A 20134-nucleotide genomic window follows, 5' to 3' on the forward strand; every position below is an offset into this window, starting at 1 on the left:
GAAATTACTTTTTATCCTGCCGTTGAGGTGTGGCGGCCAAAAAAGCGCGCAGTTTGTCGCGGTAAAATTTTGCCAACATCATGGTGCCGTGGCCGCTGGTTTCCACGCTGGCCGGAATAAGAAAAAGCTCAGCCTGTTTTATTTTGTGGAGTTCGCCACTGAGGATCCCGGTTTCTACCGGATTACGCTCGTCATCGGCGGAGTTAATGATCAGCATCGGCGCGGTAATACGGTTTAACGCTGGTAAAGCGTTATAGTTCGCCGAGGAGCCCCAGATATAAATAAAGTCGTTGGCATCCGCAGTGACCGGTGCGGCCAGACGCTCATCCACCAGTTTATCGGCCAGGGCGCGGGTTGGCGCTTTATGCTGGTAATTCAGCGTGCCGCCGGTGGTGGCAATACTGAACATAATATTGGCGGTCTTCAGCGCAGGCGGTTGCTGCTGGTAATTGCCCTGCGCCCAGGCCGGATCGGCTTTGATCGACTCAATTAACATGCGCCGCATCATCCAGTTACGGCCAGAAAGCTCGTTAGGCTGCGAGGCCATCGGCACCAGCGCATCCATCATCGTCGGGTATTTTTCTCCCCACAGCCAGGTCTGCATACCGCCCATTGAATAACCCATCACCAGGCGCAAATGCGAAATACCGAGTCCTTCTTTAATTAAGCGATATTGTGCGGTCACCATATCGTCATAATCGTAGTGCGGAAAGTTCATGCGCAAACCATCTGACGGTTTGGAGGATTTCCCCGAGCCAATACTTTCCGGGATGATGATGAAATATTTACTGCTATCGAGCGCTGCGCCGGGGGCAAATAACTCACCGGCAAATCCTGGCGCCAGCAACGCTTTAATCGGCTGGTTCGTTCCGTGCAGGAGTAATACCGCAGGTTTGCTGCGATCGCCGAGCGTGTAGTAATGAATACGCAGATCGTTGAGTTTTTCACCGCTATTAAAGGTAAATTCGTTGGCGACCCAGTCGCCTTCCTGAACAGTGGGTGCTGAATTTGCTGCGTGAGATAAAGGTGATAAAGCTAACAGAATGGCGAGTGTCGTTCCTGATATTATGCGAAAGAACATAAAGTAACTCTTTAGTATGTGCAGGTTCCGGGAATTCGATAGTAATTTCAATTCAGATAAATCCCAATTAATATCAAAAACATCACCAGAAAATAATATTCTGTCCTCCTTTTTTGCGTTTTAACGAGACGTTTTTAATACAGTTTCTCTTATGTAAGATGCATCGGGTTCATATCTTAATCCTGCTCCCGTTTGCGGCGCAGCGTCAGTAACGGGGTGACCGATATGCCATGGATCAGTACGCTGAAGGTCACTATCGTAATGGCGATATCGGCCAGTTCGCCCGCGCGGGCGCTGTCCAGCCCGTGCATATACGCATACGCAATATAATTCAGGCTGCCGATGCCGCGGATCCCCAGCCATCCGAGGCTCAGACGGTGAAACAGCGACTCTCCCGAACGCCAGGTCAGCAGCAGCACCGACAGCGGTCGAATAATGACGAACAGCATGAAAGCCAGCACCAGGGCGGGCATATCCCAGTGTTGTGCCAGCGTGACGCCCAGAATAATCACCAGCACCGCCGCAAATATCCGCTCAACCGTATCGCCAAAGGAGAGCGCATCGCCAATCACCAGCCCCACCGATTTGATCGGGTTATGTTCTGCCAGCGCGTGACGCGCGTGGGGATTGACCTGCATTTCTGCCGGTAAGTCGTGCTCAACCTCTTTCTGATCCGGATGCTTTTTTTGCACGCTAACTTCGGCGCTACGCAGCCCAACCCCGGCGGCAAACGCGGCAAGAAAACCGGAGGCGCTGACGGCCATGGCAAGGGAAAAACTGAGACAGATCAGCGATAGCGCGACAAAATCGCTGGGGGCCACTTCACCCTGAGCATGTCGGGAGCGGGTGGCGATAAGCCCGATGCTGCGCCCCAGCAAAAAACCGATAGCCAGCCCGCCCACCAGTGCCCAGAGCAGATCGATGCTCAGCCAGCTAAGCCACTCATCGGTGCTGATACTGCCGCCTGCCCGATGCCAGATCAGCGCCAGCATCAAAAATGGCAGAGCGGTGCCGTCATTCAGCCCGGCTTCGCTGGAGAGGGCGATTCGCAGCTGGTCGCCATCTCTGGCATCGTTGATGGAGACCAGGCTTGCCAGCACCGGATCGGTTGGGGCGAGGATCGCGGCAAGCGCCAGCGACAGCGGCCAGGAGAGATCGGTCATGAAATGGGCGGCCAGCATCATTCCGCCGATAGTGAGCAACATACCGGGCAGCGCCAGTTTGATCCCCATCTTCCAGTAAGGTGACGTCAGCGGCAGGCGAATTTTTAGCCCGGTAATAAACAGCGAAGCCGCCATGGCGATTTCCGTAACCCGGCTGGTCAGCGTGGCGTGCGCGGCAATATCAATATTGAGAATATTAAATACCCAGGGGCCGCAGGCAATACCCACCAAAAGATAAAGGCCAAAAACCGACACCGGTGCACGGTTTATCCAGCCATAAGAGAGTGACATCAATAATAATAAACAGCCGGTTGCTGCCGTCCACGCCAAATATCCCATATCTCTCCACTGTGTCGTTTAGCTATTTAAAAGGGTATAGACGCTGCAGAGACTATATTCCACAATATTGCAAAGCGAGGCGGTAAATTAGGTGCCGTAAGCGGTGAGATATTATTTCAGCTTCGTTATTTTCATTCATCGCTATTTTTGTTCTACCCTTTATGTTCGTGGTAATTAAACATTGAGAGGTAAGCGAATGGATAGCATAAATAACCCGAAGCACACCACAAATCAGACTAATACCGAAAACTACCCGGTTCCGCCATTTCCACATCAAAAACAGCCGTTCCCTGGCCTGGCCGGGAAAATGGAGCCGCGTCCCGATCACGGTGAAAAAAGTTACCAGGGCAGCGGTCGGCTGAATGGCCGTAAGGCGCTGATCACCGGCGGGGATTCCGGTATTGGTCGCGCTGTTGCCATTGCCTTTGCCCGCGAAGGGGCCGATGTGGCTATCAACTATCTGCCAGCGGAAGAGGACGATGCGCGGGAAGTGATTGCCCTGATCAAAGAAGCCGGGCGCAAGGCGGTGGCGATCCCTGGCGATATCCGCGACGAAACGTTCTGCCAGCAATTAGTGGAGCAGGCCAGCGAAGCGTTAGGTGGGCTGGATCTGCTGGTGAATAACGCCGGGCGTCAGCAGTTCTGTGAATCGATAGAAGATCTCACCACTGAAGCGTTTGACGCCACGTTCAAAACCAACGTCTACGCCATGTTCTGGATAACGAAAGCCGCGCTGAAAAAGATGTCGCGCGGGGCGGCAATTATTAATACCACCTCCGTTCAGGCGTACGAACCGAGCGAAATACTGCTTGATTACGCCCAGACCAAAGCGGCTATTGCGACGTTTACCAAATCCCTCGCCAAACAACTGGGGCCGAAAGGGATCCGCGTGAACGCCGTTGCGCCAGGCCCATACTGGACGGTACTGCAGTGTTGCGGCGGGCAGCCGCAGGAAAAAATCGAGCAATTTGGTGCCTCCGCGCCGCTCGGCCGTCCAGGCCAGCCAGCAGAGATTGCACCGCTGTATGTCACCCTGGCTTCGTCTGAAAACAGCTATGCGTCAGGACAGGTCTGGTGTTCTGACGGTGGTACTGGAACCGTGTAACGCGCAGCTCTCTTTTATCAACGTCAGGAGAATCGCCTGTGAAAGCATTAACGTATCACGGACCTCATAGCGTCAAAGTCGAGAACGTCGACGATCCGGGGTTAGCCGCCCCGGACGACATCATTCTGCGCGTGACCGCGACGGCGATTTGTGGCTCCGATTTGCATCTGTACCGCGGCAAAATTCCGGGTACGCATCATGGCGATATCTTCGGCCACGAATTTATGGGCGAGGTTGTCGAAGCCGGGCCGGAAGTGAAAAACGTCAGCAAGGGCGATCGGGTGGTGATCCCGTTTGTGATCGCCTGCGGCGACTGTTTTTTCTGTCGGTTGCAGCAATATTCGGCCTGTGAAAGCACCAACAGCGGGCAGGGCGCGGCGCTGAATCGCAAGAGTATCACGCCGCCCGCCGCGCTGTTTGGCTACAGCAGCCTGTACGGCGGTGTTCCGGGCGGGCAGGCGGAGTATGTCCGCGTGCCGAAAGCCAACACCGGGCCTTTTAAAGTCCCGGACATTCTGCCGGATGAGAAGGTGCTGTTCCTCTCCGATATTCTGCCGACGGCCTGGCAGGCGGTGATCAATGCGGAAGTGAAACCGGGCTCGCGGGTGGCCATTTACGGTGCCGGGCCGGTGGGGTTGCTGACGGCGGCCTGCGCGCGCTTTAAAGGCGCTGAGCAGATTTTTATCGTCGATCACAACGATTACCGGCTGGAGTTTGCCCGGCAACGCTATGGCGCGATCCCGATTAATTTCGATAAAAACGACGATCCCGCAGCGTGGATTATCGAAAATACACCGGGTAACCGGGGCGTTGATGCGGTGATAGATGCTGTGGGCTTTGAAGCGAAAGGCAGCATCACGGAAACCGTGCTGAGTACGCTCAAAATTGAGGGCAGCAGCGGGAAAGCGCTGCGGCAATGTATCGCCGCAGTGCGGCGTGGCGGCGTCGTCAGCGTGCCGGGCGTCTACGCCGGGTTTATCCACGGCTTTATGTTCGGCGACGCTTTCGATAAAGGGCTGACCTTCAAAATGGGGCAGACACATGTTCATGCCTGGCTGCCGGAATTGCTGGCGCTTGTCGAACAGGGACACCTGAAGCCGGAGGAGATTATTACCCACCACATGCCACTGGAAGAGGCGGCGCGCGGGTATGAAATCTTCGAAAAACGCCAGGAAGAGTGCCGCAAAGTGATCCTCGTGCCCGGCATGAATGCGGAAAAAGCCACCGTCTGATCCAGGCGCAGGCGCTGCGGCGTCTGTGCCTTTACTCTGGAGAGCGATTTGATGACCACACCTTCGTTATCTATTGCCAATGAACTGGGGCGGTTGTTAACGGAAAAGAAGCTGCAACTGGCGACGGCGGAGTCCTGCACCGGCGGGATGATCGCCTCGTCGTTGTGCGCAGCGGAGAATACCCCGTCGTTCTATGGCAGCGGGTTTGTGACCTTTACCGACGAAGCCAAGATGATCATGCTTGGCGTCAGTCGCGAAACCCTTACCGCGCACACGGCGGTAAGCGAACAGGCCGTTATCGAGATGGCGGCGGGCGCAGTGCGCCAGTCGCAGGCGCATATCGGCATTGCGGTCAGCGGCTACGCCGGGCCGGACGGTGGCGAAGATGGCACGCCAGCGGGCACGATCTGGTTTGCCTGGCAGCTAGCCGACAACAGCGTGCATACCCGGGTGAAACAGTTTACCGGCGACAGCGAAGCGAATATCAAAGAGGCCACTAATTATGCCCTCGGTCGATTAATTCGCTTATTAGCTGAATCGGACTAAATGCTGAAGAGCGCATACTGAAATAAAACAAGCGCAGCGGGAAATATAATCTGCCTGCTGCCGCCTGGCTGTTTTTTCCCGTACCTGGCTATAGTGAAAAATCTGCGTAAATAATGAGGAGGTAACAATGTTACAGGTTGAAAAAGACGATCCCCATGAAGCACCGGAATCCGGCGATAAAAAACCCGTTCCGCCAAAAAAATAATCGTGAACAGGGCCACACGCGTGGCCTTTTTTAACGGCATAAGAAAATACCTAAATATCTCTGGATAAGGCGATGACCGCCTGACATTTTGGCCGCCATGTTGTAGCGGCTATTTTTAAACATCATCGATACGTCATGTAAAAAAACTCGCTGCGTACACACGCGGAAGGTGAACATTTCCCCGCAGACGGGAACGGGCGTAGAGGATGGGTCTGAGGAAGCAAAATGAGCCTGCAAAAATGTACCGTAATTTACGACGGCCAGGCCCTTGTTGGCCCGGCGGACATCCCCCTGATCGATTTTCTCGATGCCTGCAACAGGACCTTACCCCATGTCTGCTACCACCCGGCGCTGGAGCCGCTGCAAACCTGCGATGTGTGCTGGGTGGAACAGGCGGGGAAACTGGTGCGCGGCTGTACGCTACGCAGCCACGAAGGCCTGGTGATCAACAGCGCCAACCCGCACGCCAGCGCTGCCCGCGAAGAGGGAATGGATCGCCTGCTGGCGAAACATGAGCTCTACTGCACGGTCTGCGAACACAACACCGGCGACTGTACGTTGCACAACACCATGGTGGACATGCATCTGCCGATCCAGCGCTATGCGTGGCAGCGTAAACCCTACGTGAAGGACGAATCCAACCCGTTTTACACCTACGATCCCGATCAGTGCATCCTGTGCGGGCGCTGCGTGGAAGCCTGCCAGAATGTGGAAGTGAACGAAACGCTGAGCATTGATTACACGCAGGAGCATCCGCGCGTTTTGTGGGATGGCGGCACGCGGATTGCGGGTTCCAGTTGCGTCAGTTGCGGCCATTGCGTCACGGTTTGCCCCTGTAACGCGCTGCTGGAAAAAACCATGCAGCCTGATGCCGGGCCGTTTACCTCGATGCGCCAGTCGCTGAAACGCCCGTTAATTAATGTGGTGAAGGCGCTGGAAAATACCATCGGCGCGGAGATCGTTTCCGGGGTGTCTGTGATCGATACCCAACTGCGCCAGCAGGAGATTAAACGCACCAAAACGGTCTGCACCTACTGCGGCGTGGGATGCAGCTTTGAGATGTGGACGCGCGATCGCCATCTGCTGAAAGTCCAGCCCGTCACCGACGCGCCCGTCAACGGCATCTCCACCTGCGTGAAGGGGAAATTCGCCTGGGATTTTATTAACAGCCCGGAGCGGCTGACCACGCCGCTGATCCGCGAAAACGACCACTTCCGGCCTGCTTCCTGGGAGGAGGCGCTGGATCTGGTCGCCAGACGGCTGCTGGCGATCCGCGATGAAACCGGGCCGGACAGTATCGGTTTTATTGGCTCCAGCAAAGGCAGTAATGAAGAAGCCTACCTGACGCAAAAAATCGCCCGGCTGATTATCGGCACCAATAGCGTCGATAACTCCTCGCGCTACTGCCAGAACCCGGCCACCGAAGGGCTGTTTCGTACCGTGGGTTATGGCGGCGATGCGGGCACCATTGCGGATCTGGCGCAGGCGGAGCTGGTGGTGATTGTCGGCAGCAATACGGCAGAAAACCATCCGGTGATTGCTTCACGGCTGAAGGCCGCGAAAAAACAGCGCGGCCAACAGTGGCTGGTGGTCGATCCGCGCCGCCATGAAATGGCCGAACGCGCCGATCAGCATCTGCGTATTCACCCCGGTACCGATCTGGTCTGGGCCTCGGCAATGTCCCGCTATATGTTTGACCATGGCTACGCCGACGAGGCGTTTCTCTCGCAGCGCGTTAACAATGTCGAGGCGTACCGCCGCTCGCTTGAGCCCTTCACCCTCGATTATGCCGCGCAAATTACCGGCATTCAGGAAGCGGATCTGCGCGCAGCGGCGGAGCGGATTGGCCGCGCGGGCAGCGTCTGCATCATGTGGGCGATGGGCATCACCCAGCACAGCCACGGCGCAGATACCAGCACCGCGCTCTCCAACCTGCTGCTGGTGACCGGCAACTACGGGCGGCCGGGCACCGGCGGTTATCCGATGCGCGGGCATAACAATGTGCAGGGAGCCAGCGATTTTGGCTGTCTGAAAAATTTCTATCCGGGATATGAATCGGTCAGCGATCCGCAAGTGCGCGAAAAGTGGGCACGCGCCTGGGGCGTAGACCCGCAGCGGCTTTCGCTGGAGGTGGGCGAAGACAATTTCATGATGGTCAAACTCGCCAGAAGCGACCAGCTTCGCGCGATGTATGTGATTGGCGAGGAGACGGCCTTTTCCGATGCCGATACCACCAATGTGCACCAGGGATTTAGCGAGCTGGATTTTCTGGTGGTGCAGGATCTGTTTCTCAGCCGCACCGCGCAGTTCGCTGACGTGGTGCTGCCAGGCTGTCCCAGCGTGGAGAAAGAGGGTTCGTTTGTTAACACTGAACGGCGCATTCAGCGTTTCTACCCGGTGATGCCACCGCTCGGCGACAGCCGCCCGGACTGGCTGATCCTGACTCAGCTTGCCGCGCGGATGGGCTTCGACTGGGGCTATACCCATCCAGGGCAAATTATGGCCGAGGTGGCAAGCATCGCCGGGAGTTTTGCGGGTGTCAGCTATGAGCGGCTGGAGGGCTGGAAATCGCAACTCTGGCCGGTGAAGGCGGATGGCAGCAGCACGCCGCTGCTTTATACCAACACATTCAAAAGCGCGGATGGCCGCGCCACGCTCTATCCGGTGAGCTGGCAGCCCCCGGCGGAAGAGGCGGATGCCGACTACGATCTGCTGCTGAATAATGGCCGCATGCTGGAGCACTTTCAGTCCACCAACCAGAGCGGCAGAGGCGGGCGCACCACCAGCCTTTCCCCCGAATGGTATGTTGAAATCAGCCCCGAACTGGCGGCTGGCCGCAGCCTGAACACCGGCGACTGGGTCAGGCTGAGTTCCCGCCGTGGCGCGCTGGAGGTTCCGGTGGTGGTCACCGAACGGGTGCAGGGCAAGGTGCTGTTTATCTCGATTCACCAGGGTAAAGAGGGCATCAATCAGTTGACTGGTGAACATCACGATCCGGCGGTGAATACGCCAGCCTATAAAGAGATCGCTATCCGCCTCGACGCGCTCGACAGAACGCCCCATCCCAATCCTTTACCGGAACATAACTTCCGCCACGGTAAGCGTACCCCCATCACCGGGGTGCCGGTGGAAGCGAAATGGCGTCGCGACGATTACCGCGAGCCGCCGGAACATGAACCTCATCCGGAGAAATTTTAATGGCGAAATCGATTGAGTATCAGCCGGAACCGGCAAAAATCGGGCCGGACGCCCACGAAGAACTGGATCGCCTGCTGGAAACCCTGCACCAGCACGGCGTGCTGCGGTTACTGAACGATCTGGTCGCGGCGAACAACGAAGTCGCGCAGATCCTCGTCAACGGCTTGCAGCGCCAGGGTACGCTGAATGCCATCCAGAATATCTCGCTGATGCTGATGGCGCTCTCTTCACTGCCGCCGGATCGCGTCTATAAACTGGCCTTTGGCCTGCGTGATTTGGCAGAGGTGATAAGCCAGCCAAAAGCGGATGATGAGGAAAAAGCGCCCGGCGTACACGGGGCGTGGAAGATGTTGCAGGATGACGATCTGTGGCGTGCGTTACGGCCGCTGCTCCATGGGCTGGCGGCGTTTTCCCGGCGGATGGAGGAGTCGGTAGACAAGCCGATATCCGCCTTTACCGGTAAGCCCAGCGATGCCTGACATCAGCCCGGAAACGGCCCTGCTGCTGGCGCGTACGCAATTTGCTTTTACCATCGGCTTTCATATCGTGCTGGCGGCGTTCACCATTGGCCTCGCGCAGTTTCTGATGCTACTGGAAGGGATGTGGCTTTGGCGCAGGCAGCAGGTCTGGCTCAGCCTGTGGCGCTACTGGAGCAAAATCTTCGCCCTTAATGTTGCCGTCGGCGTGGTGACCGGCGTGGTGATGGAGTTTGCTTTTGGTACCAACTGGAGCGGGCTGGCGAGCCGGACAGGCGCGGTGCTCGGACCGATGCTCTATATGGAAGTGCTGGTGGCGTTCTTTCTTGAAGCCGGTTTTATGGGCGTGATGCTGTTCGGCATGGGCAAGGTGCGGCCGTGGGTCCATTTTATGGCGACCTGCATTGTGGCGCTGGGATCGTTTTTCAGTGCTTTCTGGATCCTCGCGGCGAATTCGTGGATGCAAACGCCGGACGGTTTTGCCATCGGCGCGGATGGACGCTTTCGTCCCGTGGACTGGTGGGCAGTCATTTTTAACCCGTCGTTTCCGTGGCGGATGGCGCACATGGTGGCGGCCGCGCTGCTCGGCACCGCCTGCCTGGTGGCGGCCAGCGGCGCATGGCATTTACTGCGCGATGCGCGTCATCCGGCGGCGCGCAAAATGTTCTCTCTCGGCATGTGGATGCTGGTGGTAATGGCACCGCTGCAAATCGTGCTCGGCGATCTGCATGGCGAAAACACCCGCGATCACCAGCCGGTAAAACTGGCGGCGATGGAAGGGAGCTGGAACCCGCCGCCGCCGGGCGAAGGCGAGCCGATGCGGCTGTTTGCGCTGCCGGATATGGCCGAACAGCGTAACCGTTATGAAGTCGCCATCCCCAATATCGGTTCGCTCTATCTGCGCCATAACCTGAGCGGTACCATTCATAGCCTCAATCAATACCCCGCCGACGAGCGACCATGGGTACCGCTGGTGTTCTGGTCTTTTCGCCTGATGGTCGGCCTTGGTCTGTTGATGGCCACGGCGGGTATTGCCGGGCTGGTGGTGCGCCTGCGCGGCCGTCTGTGGCGCGCGCGCTGGCTGCATAAACTGATGGTGCTGATGGCACCCGCCGGGTTTATCGCCATGCTGGCGGGCTGGGTGGTGACGGAAGCCGGACGCCAGCCGTGGACGGTATATGGCCTGCTGCGCACCGACGAAAGCGCATCGCCGATAGCCCCGGGTTTACTGCTGGGTTCTCTGGCGACGACCGTCACCGTTTATCTGCTGCTGTTCAGCCTCGGGCTGTGGTTTCTGCTGCGTTTGCTCGCGCACCCGCCGCAGCCGGACGAAGAGAGCGCAATGCCAGAAGTGGCGCAACGCACGGGAAGAGGAACCGATGAATGAGTGACGTGTTGGGTTTACCCTGGCTGCAAACGCTGTCGGCGGCGGCGCTGGTGCTGAGCGTGTGGATCTACGTGCTGCTTGATGGCACCGATCTCGGCACCGGTATGCTGTGTGGATTGCAGCGCGATGCCGCTTCCCGTAAGACGATTAATCTCTCATTGCTGCCGGTGTGGGACGGTAACGAAACCTGGCTGGTGCTGGCGGCAGGCGGGCTGCTCGGGCTGTTCCCGCTGGCGTACGCCATTATTCTCAGCGCGCTGTATGTCCCGGTTTTTGCCATGCTGCTGGCGCTGGTCGTGCGTGGGATGGCGATCGAGTATCGTCACCACGTCCCGCGCCTGTTCGATGCGATGCTGGTGGGCGGCTCATTACTGGCGAGCCTCGCGCAAGGCACCATTGTTGGCTGTCTGATCGAGGGTATTCCGAATGACGGCCAGCAGTTTAACGGCACCGGCGGCGAGTGGTTCAGCCCGTTTCCTCTGTATTGTGCGCTGGCACTGGTGGTCGGTTACTGCCTGATGGGGGCCGGCTGGTTGAACTGGCGCTGCACTGGAGCATTGCAACAGTGGGGCAGGCGCGCGATCCTGCCGCTTGGCGTGCTCGCCGCGTTACTGGTGGCGGGATTACTCTTCTGGACGGGGCACTTACAGGAAACCTGGCGTCGCCATCTGCTGAACCCGTGGCTGTGGCTGCCGATGCTCAGCGTGGCGGTAATCGCCGCCGCCGGGTTAGGGTTCAGCCTTGCGCGGCGCTACGCGTTTATGCCGCTGGCGGCGATCCTCGTGCTGGTGAGCTGTGCGTTGGGCGCGCTGGTGTTTACCCTGTTTCCGTTTATCGTTCCGGTTAATGTGATGATTCACCAGGCGGCCGCGCCGCCAGAAACGCAAAAATTTCTGTTGATCAGTTTTGCGTTACTGGCGCCCATTACGCTGCTTTATAACAGCTGGGGATTTCGCGTTTTCAGCGGCAAGATTGAGTAAACCTTCCCGCGTTGCCTTACGCGCGTAGCCCGGCCATTGACATCAGCAGCCTGAGCACAGAGCTGACGAGAAACAGGGCCAGCACGCTGGCAAACCACAGCCCAACAAACCACATGATTTTCGGTGCGCTACGTTTAAATGACATCAGTGATACCCCGCGCCATGCTGGATTTTTCCGCGAAACACGTAGTAGCTCCAGAAGGTATAAACCAGGATCACCGGAATAATCAGCAGGGCACCAACCAGCATAAAGCCCTGGCTTTGCGGCGGCGCGGCGGCCTGCCACAGCGTGATATCCGGTGGAATAATATGCGGCCAGATACTGATGCCCAGCCCGCTAAAGCCGAGGAAAACCAGCCCCAGCGTCAAAACGAACGGCAAAATATGGTATTGCACGTTGCTCAGCGTATGCCATAACCAGACGCTGAAGAGGATCACCAGCAGCGGAACCGGGGCAAAAAACCAGATATTCGGCTGGCTGAACCAGCGTTCGGCGATCGCCGCATGGGAAAGCGGCGTCCACAGGCTGATCGCGGCCATCGCCACCAGCAGCGCCAGCAACAGCGTTCTGGCGACAACACGCATTTTCTGTTGCAGGTTTCCTTCACTTTTCATTACCAGCCAGCTGGCGCCCAGCAGGCCATAAGTGATGATCAGCCCAATGCCGCAGAACAGGTTAAAGGGCGTCAGCCAGTCGAGCGAACTGCCGCTGAAGGTGCGGCCGGTGACGGCAAAACCGTTGATCACCGCGCCGACCACCACGCCCTGCATAAAGGTCGCCAGCAGCGATCCGGCGAGAAAGGACTTATCCCAGAATGGTTTGTGATTCGGCGTGGCTTTAAAACGAAACTCAAACGCCACGCCGCGAAAAATAAGACCGATCAACATTAATGTCAGCGGAATAGCCAGCGCATCGGCGATCACCGCATAAGCAAGAGGAAACGCGCCAAAAAGCCCGGCGCCGCCGAGCACCAGCCAGGTTTCGTTACCATCCCACACCGGCGCGACGCTGTTCACCATAACGTCCCGTTCGCCGCCGTCCTGAATCGCCGGGAAAAGAATACCGATGCCCAGATCGAAGCCGTCCATCACGATATACATCAGCGTGGCAAAGACGATGATGACAAACCAGATAAGCGATAAATCGATGCCCATTATTTTTTCTCCTCCGCCTGCAAACTTTCACCCGCCGCAGAGAGCGGGCGCGCCGGTCTGCCGTCGGTTGCGTGTTCATCCCAGGGCTGCGGTCCTTTCTTAATCAACCGCACCATATAGCTGTAGCCGACGCCGAAGACTGAGGTGTACACCACGATAAAGGCCAGCAGGCTCAGGCTCATCTGTAAGGTGCTATGCAGGGAAACCGCATCCGCCGTGCGCAGCAGCCCATAGACGACCCAGGGTTGCCGACCGACTTCGGTGGTCACCCAACCGGCAAGAATGGCAATCAACCCCGCCGGGCCCATGCACAGCGCGAAGTACAGGAAGGGGCGCGATGCATACAGCCGCTGGCGAAAACGTAACCACAACGCGGCAACGCCGAGCGCAATCATCAATAGCCCCATCCCGACCATCAGACGAAATGACCAGAAGACAATGGTGGAGTTGGGCCGATCCGCTTTCGGGAAATCTTTCAGCGCAGGCACTTGTTCATGCAGCGAGTGGGTGAGGATCAGGCTGCCGAGAGAAGGGATTTCTACCGCGTATCGGGTGCGCTCTTGTTCCATATCCGGCAAGCCAAACAACAACAACGGCGTGGCTTCACCGGGCGGATTTTCCCAGTGCCCCTCAATGGCGGCGATCTTCGCGGGCTGATGCTTCAGTGTGTTCAGGCCATGCATATCGCCAATAAAGGCCTGCAGTGGCGCAACGGCCAGCGCCATCCACATCGCCATCGACAACATTTTGCGGATTGCCGGTGTGTCATTGCGGTGCAGCAAGTGCCAGGCAGCGGAAGCGCCAACGAAGAGGGCAGTGCTGAGGAACGCGGCAATGGTCATATGCAGTAAACGGTACGGGAACGAGGGGTTAAAAATGACCGCAAACCAGTCGACAGGGATCACCTGACCATTTTCAATGGCAAACCCTTGCGGCGTATGCATCCAGCTATTAGATGCAAGGATCCAGAACGTGGACATCAGCGTGCCCAGCGCCACCATGCAGGTAGCGAAAAAGTGCAGCCCCGGCCCCACTTTATTCCAGCCAAACAGCATGACGCCGAGAAAACCCGCCTCAAGGAAGAAGGCGGTCAGCACCTCATAGGTGAGCAATGGCCCGGTAATACTGCCGGCAAACTGGGAAAAGCCGCTCCAGTTGGTACCAAACTGATAAGCCATTACCAGCCCGGAGACCACGCCCATGCCGAAGTTGACGGCGAAGATCTTCAACCAGAAGTGATACATCGCGCGCCAGTCGGGATTTTTGGTTTTCAGCCATAACCCTTCAAGCACCACCAGATAGCTGGCGAGCCCGATGGTGATAGCAGGAAAAATAATGTGAAACGAGACCGTAAAGGCGAACTGAAGCCTTGCCAGATGGAATGCATCGAATTCGAACATGCCCGGTTACCCCACAAAAAAAAACACCCCTAAGCTAAGGGGTGAATACGACAGGTTATCAGTAAGTATTATTTCTCTTGCGGCTCTCCGCTACCCAGCTCTGCACCGGTCAGCGGATCAACGCCGGGATCGGATTGCGTACGCTTCGCCATCGCTTTCACCAGCGCGCGCTGTTTATCGTTAAGTTGTACTGTGGCGAGGCCATCGCCACCATCCACGGCAGGTTGCGGATCGGCCACGTAGTCGAAGTTCTCGTCGCTGTTCCAGCTTCCGCGCGGATCGTCGCCCTCGGACATGTTGTAGTACACATTGCTGTACTGTTCGATGGGCGGCAATTTACCTGGCGGAAAGTTATTACGGATGGAATAGAGCGCTTTCTCGAAGGAGAGCTGATGCGCCGCTTCTCGCGTCATCAGGAAACTCAGCGCATCTTTAACACCCGGATCGTCCGTGACATTAATCAGCCGCTCGTAAATAATTTTCGCGCGTGCTTCCGCCGCAATATTGGAGCGCATATCCGCCGTGACTTCGCCAATGGTATCAATATAAGCCGCCGTCCACGGCACGCCGCCGGAATTCGTCAGGGCAGGGCCGCCGCCATATAACAGTGAGGTAATATGGCTGTCATTGCCATTGGCGGTTAAAGAGCGATAAAGTTCCGCCTCTTTTTCTGTCCCTTCGGCCAGTTCGCCTTTCGCGCCTTTATTCAGCATGCCGACCAGAGTTCCAATAATTTCCAGATGGCTTAATTCTTCGGTGGCAATATCCATCAACATCTCTTTGCGGCCCACATCGTCATCACCCAGACCCTGAGTGAAATAACGGCAGGCGGCCGCCAGCTCGCCTTGCGGGCCGCCGAACTGTTCCAGTAAGAGGTTCGCCAGCCCTGGGTTTGGCTCGCTGACGCGTACGGTGTACTGTAGTTGTTTTACGTGTCGAAACATAAATTCTCCTGATGCTTTAGTTTATTTTTTAGCTTCCACACCGGCAGCGGTATCGCGAAGTAAAAATTGTTCGGTAACGTCGGGTAAATGATTAAACGCCCATTCAGCCATCGCTTTCTCTTCGGCAAGAATTTGTTTGAAAATATCGATGCTGGCAATATCACCGACTTTTTCTGCCGCCGTAATTAATGACGTATAACAGGCAATTTCAAATTGCTCGAATACGTAGCTGCTAATTGAGCCTTTGACAACTTCATCAGAAGCAAACATGCCTCCAACGGCCTGACCCATCGCGCTCATTTTACTGGTGGCATCTTTCATTAATGAGCGATTAATATTGTTGCGATCGAGAACCTCTTCCAGAAGTTTAATTTGCCCTTTAGTTTCAGTTAAGTGTTGATCAATTCTTGCACGCAGGTCGGGATAATTATCGATGCGGCTGCTCATTGCGCTAAGCATCGATTCCGCTTGTTTTTCCATGGCGTGCGCGTCGCGTAGCCAGTCATGATAATTTTCTTGCGGCGTCATAGTACATTCCTCTTTTTTGGGGCTGTCTCATTGACCCTGAAGAATAATATTATCAGGGATGACATCTGCTGGCGGTTATTAGCTTCCAGCTTTTTGATTAATATTTGAAGTGGCTATTTTGGTAAGTAATGTATCGGTGGTTTTTTCTTCTTCTAAGGTTTCAGCAAGTAATTGCTGTGCCTTTTTCAGACCTAACTGACTGGCGAGGGTACAAAGCGTGCCGTAAGAGGCAATTTCGTAATGTTCGACTTTTTGTGCTGCTGCAATCAGCCCGGCATCGCGTACGCTGCCTTTTTCCGTGGCTTCAATGACTTCATTAGCTTCATCGATCAACCCTTCCATGGCGTGACATTTCATACGCTTAAGCTTGATATTTGGCTCAGCTTCTACCAACTGATCGAGGCGCTCAATCTGCCCCTGGGTTTCTTCATAGTGCTTTTTGAAAGCTTCAGACAGCTCGCTGCTTGAAGATTCGCGCGCCAGTTTGGAGAGTGCGCGGGTCAGTTGCTTTTCCGCGCTGTAAATATCAGAGAGCGAATGAATAAATAGATCAGTAACGGAATTAATCTGCATAGTGAATTACCTTTCATGCAAGAGAAAATAATGGCGAGCCATTTTGACTCGCCGTAAAATACTAATAACTAAATTGCTTGAAGCGAGGTGGTAAAAAATCACTCACCAGATTTACGGCCGCCGCCATGGCTATTTTGACCGCCTTTTTTCCCGGCTTCAGATGCACGCTGCGGATCATTTTTAAAATTACCGCCGCTATGTTGACCACCTTTACGACCTGCTTCGGATGCTTTTTCACGATCTTCTGCGAAATTTCCAGAACCGCCACGATGTTCAGCCATGTTATTTCTCCAGTTTCGTTGGTTAAAATAAAACGACATATTTTGCATCTCAATGTCGTCGGTGTTCGTGATTAAAGTTAGTCGCTATCGATAATTAGTCAAACCGAAGCGGGAAAAATTGCTTTGTTGAAAAATTAGTCACTGAGTTTATATTCCAGATTTGTTGTATCGGTCATATATCTTTGCAGATAAAGAAGTTATAGCTTGTTTTTATAGATATTGAATAATAACCATAGTTACAAAATGCCTGAAATGACGGAAAAATAGCCGAAATACTGACTTTTGTTTACTCATCTGCATTATCCTGAAATGCAGGTACATAAGTTTTATTAATCATTTTAAGACAAATCTTACAGGGGAGAGAGAGGAAGCGGTGAGGTGTGGTGCAGTTAACTTCTTTTGCTGCCGGGAAGAAGAGTTGAACCTTTAGCAGCAATAAAAAAACCTTCAGGAACAGGAAATCCGGACCGATCCTGAAGGCATGCAAATGCATATTCGCTACCAGGATTAGTCTGCTAACAATTAAGAAAAGCGCCCTCAGAATAGTCCTGGTTAAGTTGTATCGTCAATGAATGTTACTATTTCATAGCGTGAATAATCATTTGGTTTAATTTTTAATGAATTGATTTTAAATGTTTTTTATTTATTTTTAGTGCCTGATGTTTCTGACGGAAAATATTTCCGCTGTCGCTGAATGCTATTTTTCTGTACAGATAAATTAATAATTCGCGTAAATGCAGCCTTCGTTCACACTTAATACCTTCGACAACAGAAGGAGGAATTTATGCAAACCGAACATAAAACCTGTAGCGATGCCTGCTATCAATGTGCCATTGCCTGTGAGCATTGCGCCGCGAGTTGTCTCAATGAAGAGGACATGGCAATGATGCGCGATTGCATCAAGCTGGATCTCCAGTGCGCGGCGCTCTGTCGGCTGGTGGGGCAGTTTATGGCGCTGGAGAATGCTTACCTGCAGCCGCTGTGCCGGGTGTGCGTGGATGTCTGCAAATCCTGCGCTGAAGAGTGCAGCAAGCACCCGCATGATCACTGCCAGCAGTGCGCGCAGGCGTGTCGAACCTGCGCGCAAGCCTGCCTGCAAATGGCCGCCTGATGCGGGCATAAGCGCGGCGGCGTTGCCCCGGTATCACTATTCCGGCGCAGCGTCGCTGCCTTGCTGTGACGGCCATTTCCAGTTTTGCACTTCCGGCAGATCTTCACCGTATTCGCGGACATAACGATGATGGGCGGCGATTTTCTCCTGTAACACATCAAGGATTGCGTCCGCTTTCCCCTGGAGCGATGGCACACGCAATATCGCTTCCTGCGCCAGATGAAAACGATCCAGTTCATTCAGCACGGTCATATCAAACGGCGTGGTGGTGGTGCCTTCCTCCATAAAGCCACGTACGTGGAAATTGCCGTGGTTATTGCGCAGGTAGGTCAACCGGTGGATCAAACTGGGGTAGCCGTGGAAGGCGAAAACGACCGGTTTATCAACGGTGAAAAGGGCGTCAAACGCCTGCTCGCTCAGGCCATGCGGGTGCTGATCGTGGGTCTGTAAAGCCATTAAATCGACGACGTTCACCACCTGAATGCGTAACGCTGGCAGGAATTCGCGCAGCAGATCGACCGCCGCGAGCGTCTCCATGGTGGGCACGTCACCGGCACAGGCCATCACCACATCCGGCGTTTCGCCTTCCTCAACCGTGCCCGCCCAGTACCAGATCCCCATTCCGTCCGCACAGTGCTTCGCTGCGTCATCCAGCGTCAGCCACTGCGGCGCAGGCTGTTTCCCGGCGACAATCACATTGATGCGATCCCAGGTCTTCAGGCAGTGATCCGCCACGCAGAGCAGCGTGTTCGCATCCGGCGGCAGATAAATGCGCACAATATCGGCCTTCTTGTTGGCAACGTGATCGATAAAGCCGGGATCCTGATGGCTATAACCGTTGTGATCCTGGCGCCAGACATGAGACGAGAGCAGGTAATTCAGCGAGGAGATGGGCGCCCGCCACGGCAATTTTCGCGTCACTTTCAGCCACTTGGCATGCTGGTTAAACATCGAATCGACAATATGAATAAACGCTTCGTAGCAGTTAAACAGACCATGCCGCCCGGTGAGCAGATACCCTTCCAGCCAGCCCTGACATTGATGCTCGCTGAGGATCTCCATCACCCGGCCATCGGGCGCAAGCTGTTCATCCCACGGTTTTTGCGCCGCCTGCCACGTGCGGCTGGTCACATCAAACACCTTACTCAGGCGATTAGACGCCGTTTCATCCGGGCCAAAAAGACGAAAATTATCCGCATTTTCCTGGAAGATGCCTGCCAGATATGCGCCAAGTGCCGCAGTGGATTCCGCCTGGGTTTCGCCGGGCGAGGTGACTTCCACGGCGTACGATTGCAGTGCCGGTGTCACCAGTTCGCGGCGTAAGCGACCGCCGTTTGCCCACGGCGACGCGCCCATGCGTTTATCACCGGTCGGTGCCAGCGCGCGCAGTTCCGCCTTTAACTGACCGCGTTCATCAAAGAGATCCTCCGGCTGGTAGCTTTGCATCCAGCGTTGCAGGATCTGACGATGGTCATCGTTTTCCCGGCATGAAGAGACCGGCACCTGATGCGCGCGCCAGAAATCTTCCACCTTTTTGCCGTCCACGGTCTGTGGACCGGTCCAGCCTTTCGGGCTACGCAACAGAATGAGCGGCCAGCGCGGTAAGCGCTCTGCTGTCTGATGGCTGCGCGCCTGCTGCTGAAAATCCGCAATGTGGTCAAGGGCGATGTCCAGCGCCTGCGCCATATCGCGATGCATTTGCTCCGGCTCATGGCCGCTGACCAGCAGGGGTTCATACCCGTAGCCGCGAAACAGTTGAAACAGATCTTCATCGCTGGCGCGCCCGAGGATAGTCGGGTTAGCAATCTTGTAACCGTTAAGATGCAAAATTGGCAGCACCGCGCCGTCGCGCGCGGCATTGAGGAATTTAATCCCGTGCCAGCTTGAGGCCAGCGGGCCGGTTTCCGCTTCGCCATCGCCAATCACGCAGGCGGCAATCAGCGACGGGTTATCAAATACCGCGCCAAAGGCATGCGCCAGTGAGTAACCCAGCTCGCCGCCTTCATTAATGGAGCCGGGCGTTTCCGGCGCGGCGTGGCTGGGGATGCCGCCGGGAAAAGAGAACTGGCGGAACAATTTTTTCATCCCCTGCGCATCCTGGCTTACTTGCGGGTAAATCTCGCTGTAGGAGCCTTCAAGCCACGTATTCGCTACCATGCCAGGCCCGCCATGCCCTGGACCGCAGATATAGATCATATCGAGATTGCGCTGGCATATCACGCGGTTGAGATGGGCATAAATAAAGTTAAGGCCGGGCGTGGTTCCCCAGTGCCCCAGCAGGCGCGGCTTGATGTGTTCCGGCTTGAGAGGTTCGCGCAGTAAGGGGTTATCCATCAGGTAAATTTGTCCGACGGAGAGGTAATTCGCGGCCCGCCAGTAGCGATCGATCAGCTGAATGTCATGGTCAGAAAGGGAAGATGCCGTCATGCG

The 20134-nt window shown here is 55.6% G+C and carries 18 protein-coding genes; 8 read left to right on the plus strand and 10 right to left on the minus strand.

The window, feature by feature from the left end:
• Nucleotides 1-4 precede the first annotated feature (4 nt).
• Both Y71_RS11615 and Y71_RS11620 read right to left on the minus strand, forming a co-directional pair.
• The gene (locus Y71_RS11615; protein ID WP_007371771.1) at nucleotides 5-1081 is read right to left on the minus strand and encodes an alpha/beta fold hydrolase; all 1077 of its coding nucleotides are present in this window, start codon (nucleotides 1079-1081) and stop codon (nucleotides 5-7) included.
• A gap of 176 nt (nucleotides 1082-1257) precedes the next feature.
• Entirely contained in the window at nucleotides 1258-2583 is a 1326-nt protein-coding gene (locus Y71_RS11620) for a cation:proton antiporter (protein ID WP_007371772.1), read from the minus strand.
• Nucleotides 2584-2779: 196 nt separating this feature from the next.
• Here Y71_RS11620 and Y71_RS11625 point away from each other — a divergent pair, with 196 nt between their 5' ends.
• The 7 genes from Y71_RS11625 to Y71_RS11655 all read left to right on the plus strand — a co-directional run bounded on the left by Y71_RS11625 (nucleotide 2780) and on the right by Y71_RS11655 (nucleotide 11712).
• A complete protein-coding gene (locus Y71_RS11625) occupies nucleotides 2780-3688 on the plus strand; it encodes an SDR family oxidoreductase (protein WP_007371773.1) in 909 nt (302 codons plus the stop codon).
• Nucleotides 3689-3726: 38 nt separating this feature from the next.
• Nucleotides 3727-4920: a zinc-dependent alcohol dehydrogenase gene (locus tag Y71_RS11630; RefSeq protein WP_007371774.1), complete on the plus strand. Its 1194-nt coding sequence runs from the start codon at nucleotides 3727-3729 to the stop codon at nucleotides 4918-4920.
• Between the two features lie 51 nt (nucleotides 4921-4971).
• Nucleotides 4972-5466 (plus strand): 2-oxo-tetronate isomerase, encoded by a 495-nt coding sequence (locus Y71_RS11635; RefSeq protein ID WP_051644036.1) that lies wholly within the window; start codon nucleotides 4972-4974, stop codon nucleotides 5464-5466.
• A 430-nt stretch (nucleotides 5467-5896) separates the two neighbouring features.
• Complete coding sequence (gene fdhF, locus Y71_RS11640) at nucleotides 5897-8869, plus strand: formate dehydrogenase subunit alpha (protein WP_007371777.1); 2973 nt, start codon at nucleotides 5897-5899, stop codon at nucleotides 8867-8869.
• Complete coding sequence (locus Y71_RS11645) at nucleotides 8869-9348, plus strand: helical membrane plugin domain-containing protein (RefSeq protein WP_007371778.1); 480 nt, start codon at nucleotides 8869-8871, stop codon at nucleotides 9346-9348. Before fdhF ends, Y71_RS11645 begins: the two co-directional genes overlap by 1 nt.
• The gene (locus tag Y71_RS11650; protein ID WP_007371779.1) at nucleotides 9341-10732 is read left to right on the plus strand and encodes a cytochrome ubiquinol oxidase subunit I; all 1392 of its coding nucleotides are present in this window, start codon (nucleotides 9341-9343) and stop codon (nucleotides 10730-10732) included. The genes Y71_RS11645 and Y71_RS11650 overlap by 8 nt, the downstream gene beginning before the upstream one ends.
• Entirely contained in the window at nucleotides 10729-11712 is a 984-nt protein-coding gene (locus Y71_RS11655; RefSeq protein WP_007371780.1) for a cytochrome d ubiquinol oxidase subunit II, read from the plus strand. The genes Y71_RS11650 and Y71_RS11655 overlap by 4 nt, the downstream gene beginning before the upstream one ends.
• Nucleotides 11713-11728: 16 nt before the next feature.
• On the opposite strand, the gene Y71_RS11660 is transcribed toward Y71_RS11655, so the two are convergent.
• From Y71_RS11660 to Y71_RS11690, 7 genes are all read right to left on the minus strand, one after another.
• Nucleotides 11729-11857, minus strand: coding sequence for a DUF2474 family protein (locus Y71_RS11660; RefSeq protein ID WP_007371781.1), 129 nt, complete (start codon nucleotides 11855-11857; stop codon nucleotides 11729-11731).
• On the minus strand, nucleotides 11857-12867 hold the full coding sequence (gene cydB, locus Y71_RS11665; protein WP_007371782.1) for a cytochrome d ubiquinol oxidase subunit II: 1011 nt from the start codon (nucleotides 12865-12867) through the stop codon (nucleotides 11857-11859). Before cydB ends, Y71_RS11660 begins: the two co-directional genes overlap by 1 nt.
• Nucleotides 12867-14267 (minus strand): cytochrome ubiquinol oxidase subunit I, encoded by a 1401-nt coding sequence (locus Y71_RS11670; protein WP_007371783.1) that lies wholly within the window; start codon nucleotides 14265-14267, stop codon nucleotides 12867-12869. The genes cydB and Y71_RS11670 overlap by 1 nt, the downstream gene beginning before the upstream one ends.
• Before the next feature lie 68 nt (nucleotides 14268-14335).
• Nucleotides 14336-15211: a manganese catalase family protein gene (locus Y71_RS11675; RefSeq protein ID WP_007371784.1), complete on the minus strand. Its 876-nt coding sequence runs from the start codon at nucleotides 15209-15211 to the stop codon at nucleotides 14336-14338.
• 21 nt (nucleotides 15212-15232) lie between these two features.
• Nucleotides 15233-15739 (minus strand): ferritin-like domain-containing protein, encoded by a 507-nt coding sequence (locus tag Y71_RS11680; protein WP_007371785.1) that lies wholly within the window; start codon nucleotides 15737-15739, stop codon nucleotides 15233-15235.
• A 78-nt stretch (nucleotides 15740-15817) separates the two neighbouring features.
• The gene (locus tag Y71_RS11685; RefSeq protein ID WP_007371786.1) at nucleotides 15818-16312 is read right to left on the minus strand and encodes a YciE/YciF ferroxidase family protein; all 495 of its coding nucleotides are present in this window, start codon (nucleotides 16310-16312) and stop codon (nucleotides 15818-15820) included.
• A 98-nt stretch (nucleotides 16313-16410) separates the two neighbouring features.
• Nucleotides 16411-16593 carry a con-10 family general stress protein gene (locus tag Y71_RS11690; RefSeq protein WP_035888553.1) on the minus strand — a complete coding sequence of 61 codons (183 nt, stop codon included), beginning with the start codon at nucleotides 16591-16593 and terminating at the stop codon, nucleotides 16411-16413.
• Nucleotides 16594-17377: 784 nt separating this feature from the next.
• Between Y71_RS11690 and Y71_RS11700 the strand changes: the two genes are divergently transcribed.
• Nucleotides 17378-17704, plus strand: a complete 327-nt coding sequence (locus tag Y71_RS11700; RefSeq protein WP_035888551.1) for a four-helix bundle copper-binding protein — start codon at nucleotides 17378-17380, stop codon at nucleotides 17702-17704.
• Between the two features lie 36 nt (nucleotides 17705-17740).
• Here the strand turns inward: Y71_RS11700 and Y71_RS11705 are convergent, their stop codons facing one another.
• Nucleotides 17741-20131, minus strand: a complete 2391-nt coding sequence (locus Y71_RS11705) for a phosphoketolase family protein (protein ID WP_007371790.1) — start codon at nucleotides 20129-20131, stop codon at nucleotides 17741-17743.
• Between the last annotated feature and the right edge of the window lie 3 nt (nucleotides 20132-20134).

It is taken from the genome of Kosakonia radicincitans DSM 16656 (assembly GCF_000280495.2).
GTDB classification, from domain to species: domain Bacteria; phylum Pseudomonadota; class Gammaproteobacteria; order Enterobacterales; family Enterobacteriaceae; genus Kosakonia; species Kosakonia radicincitans.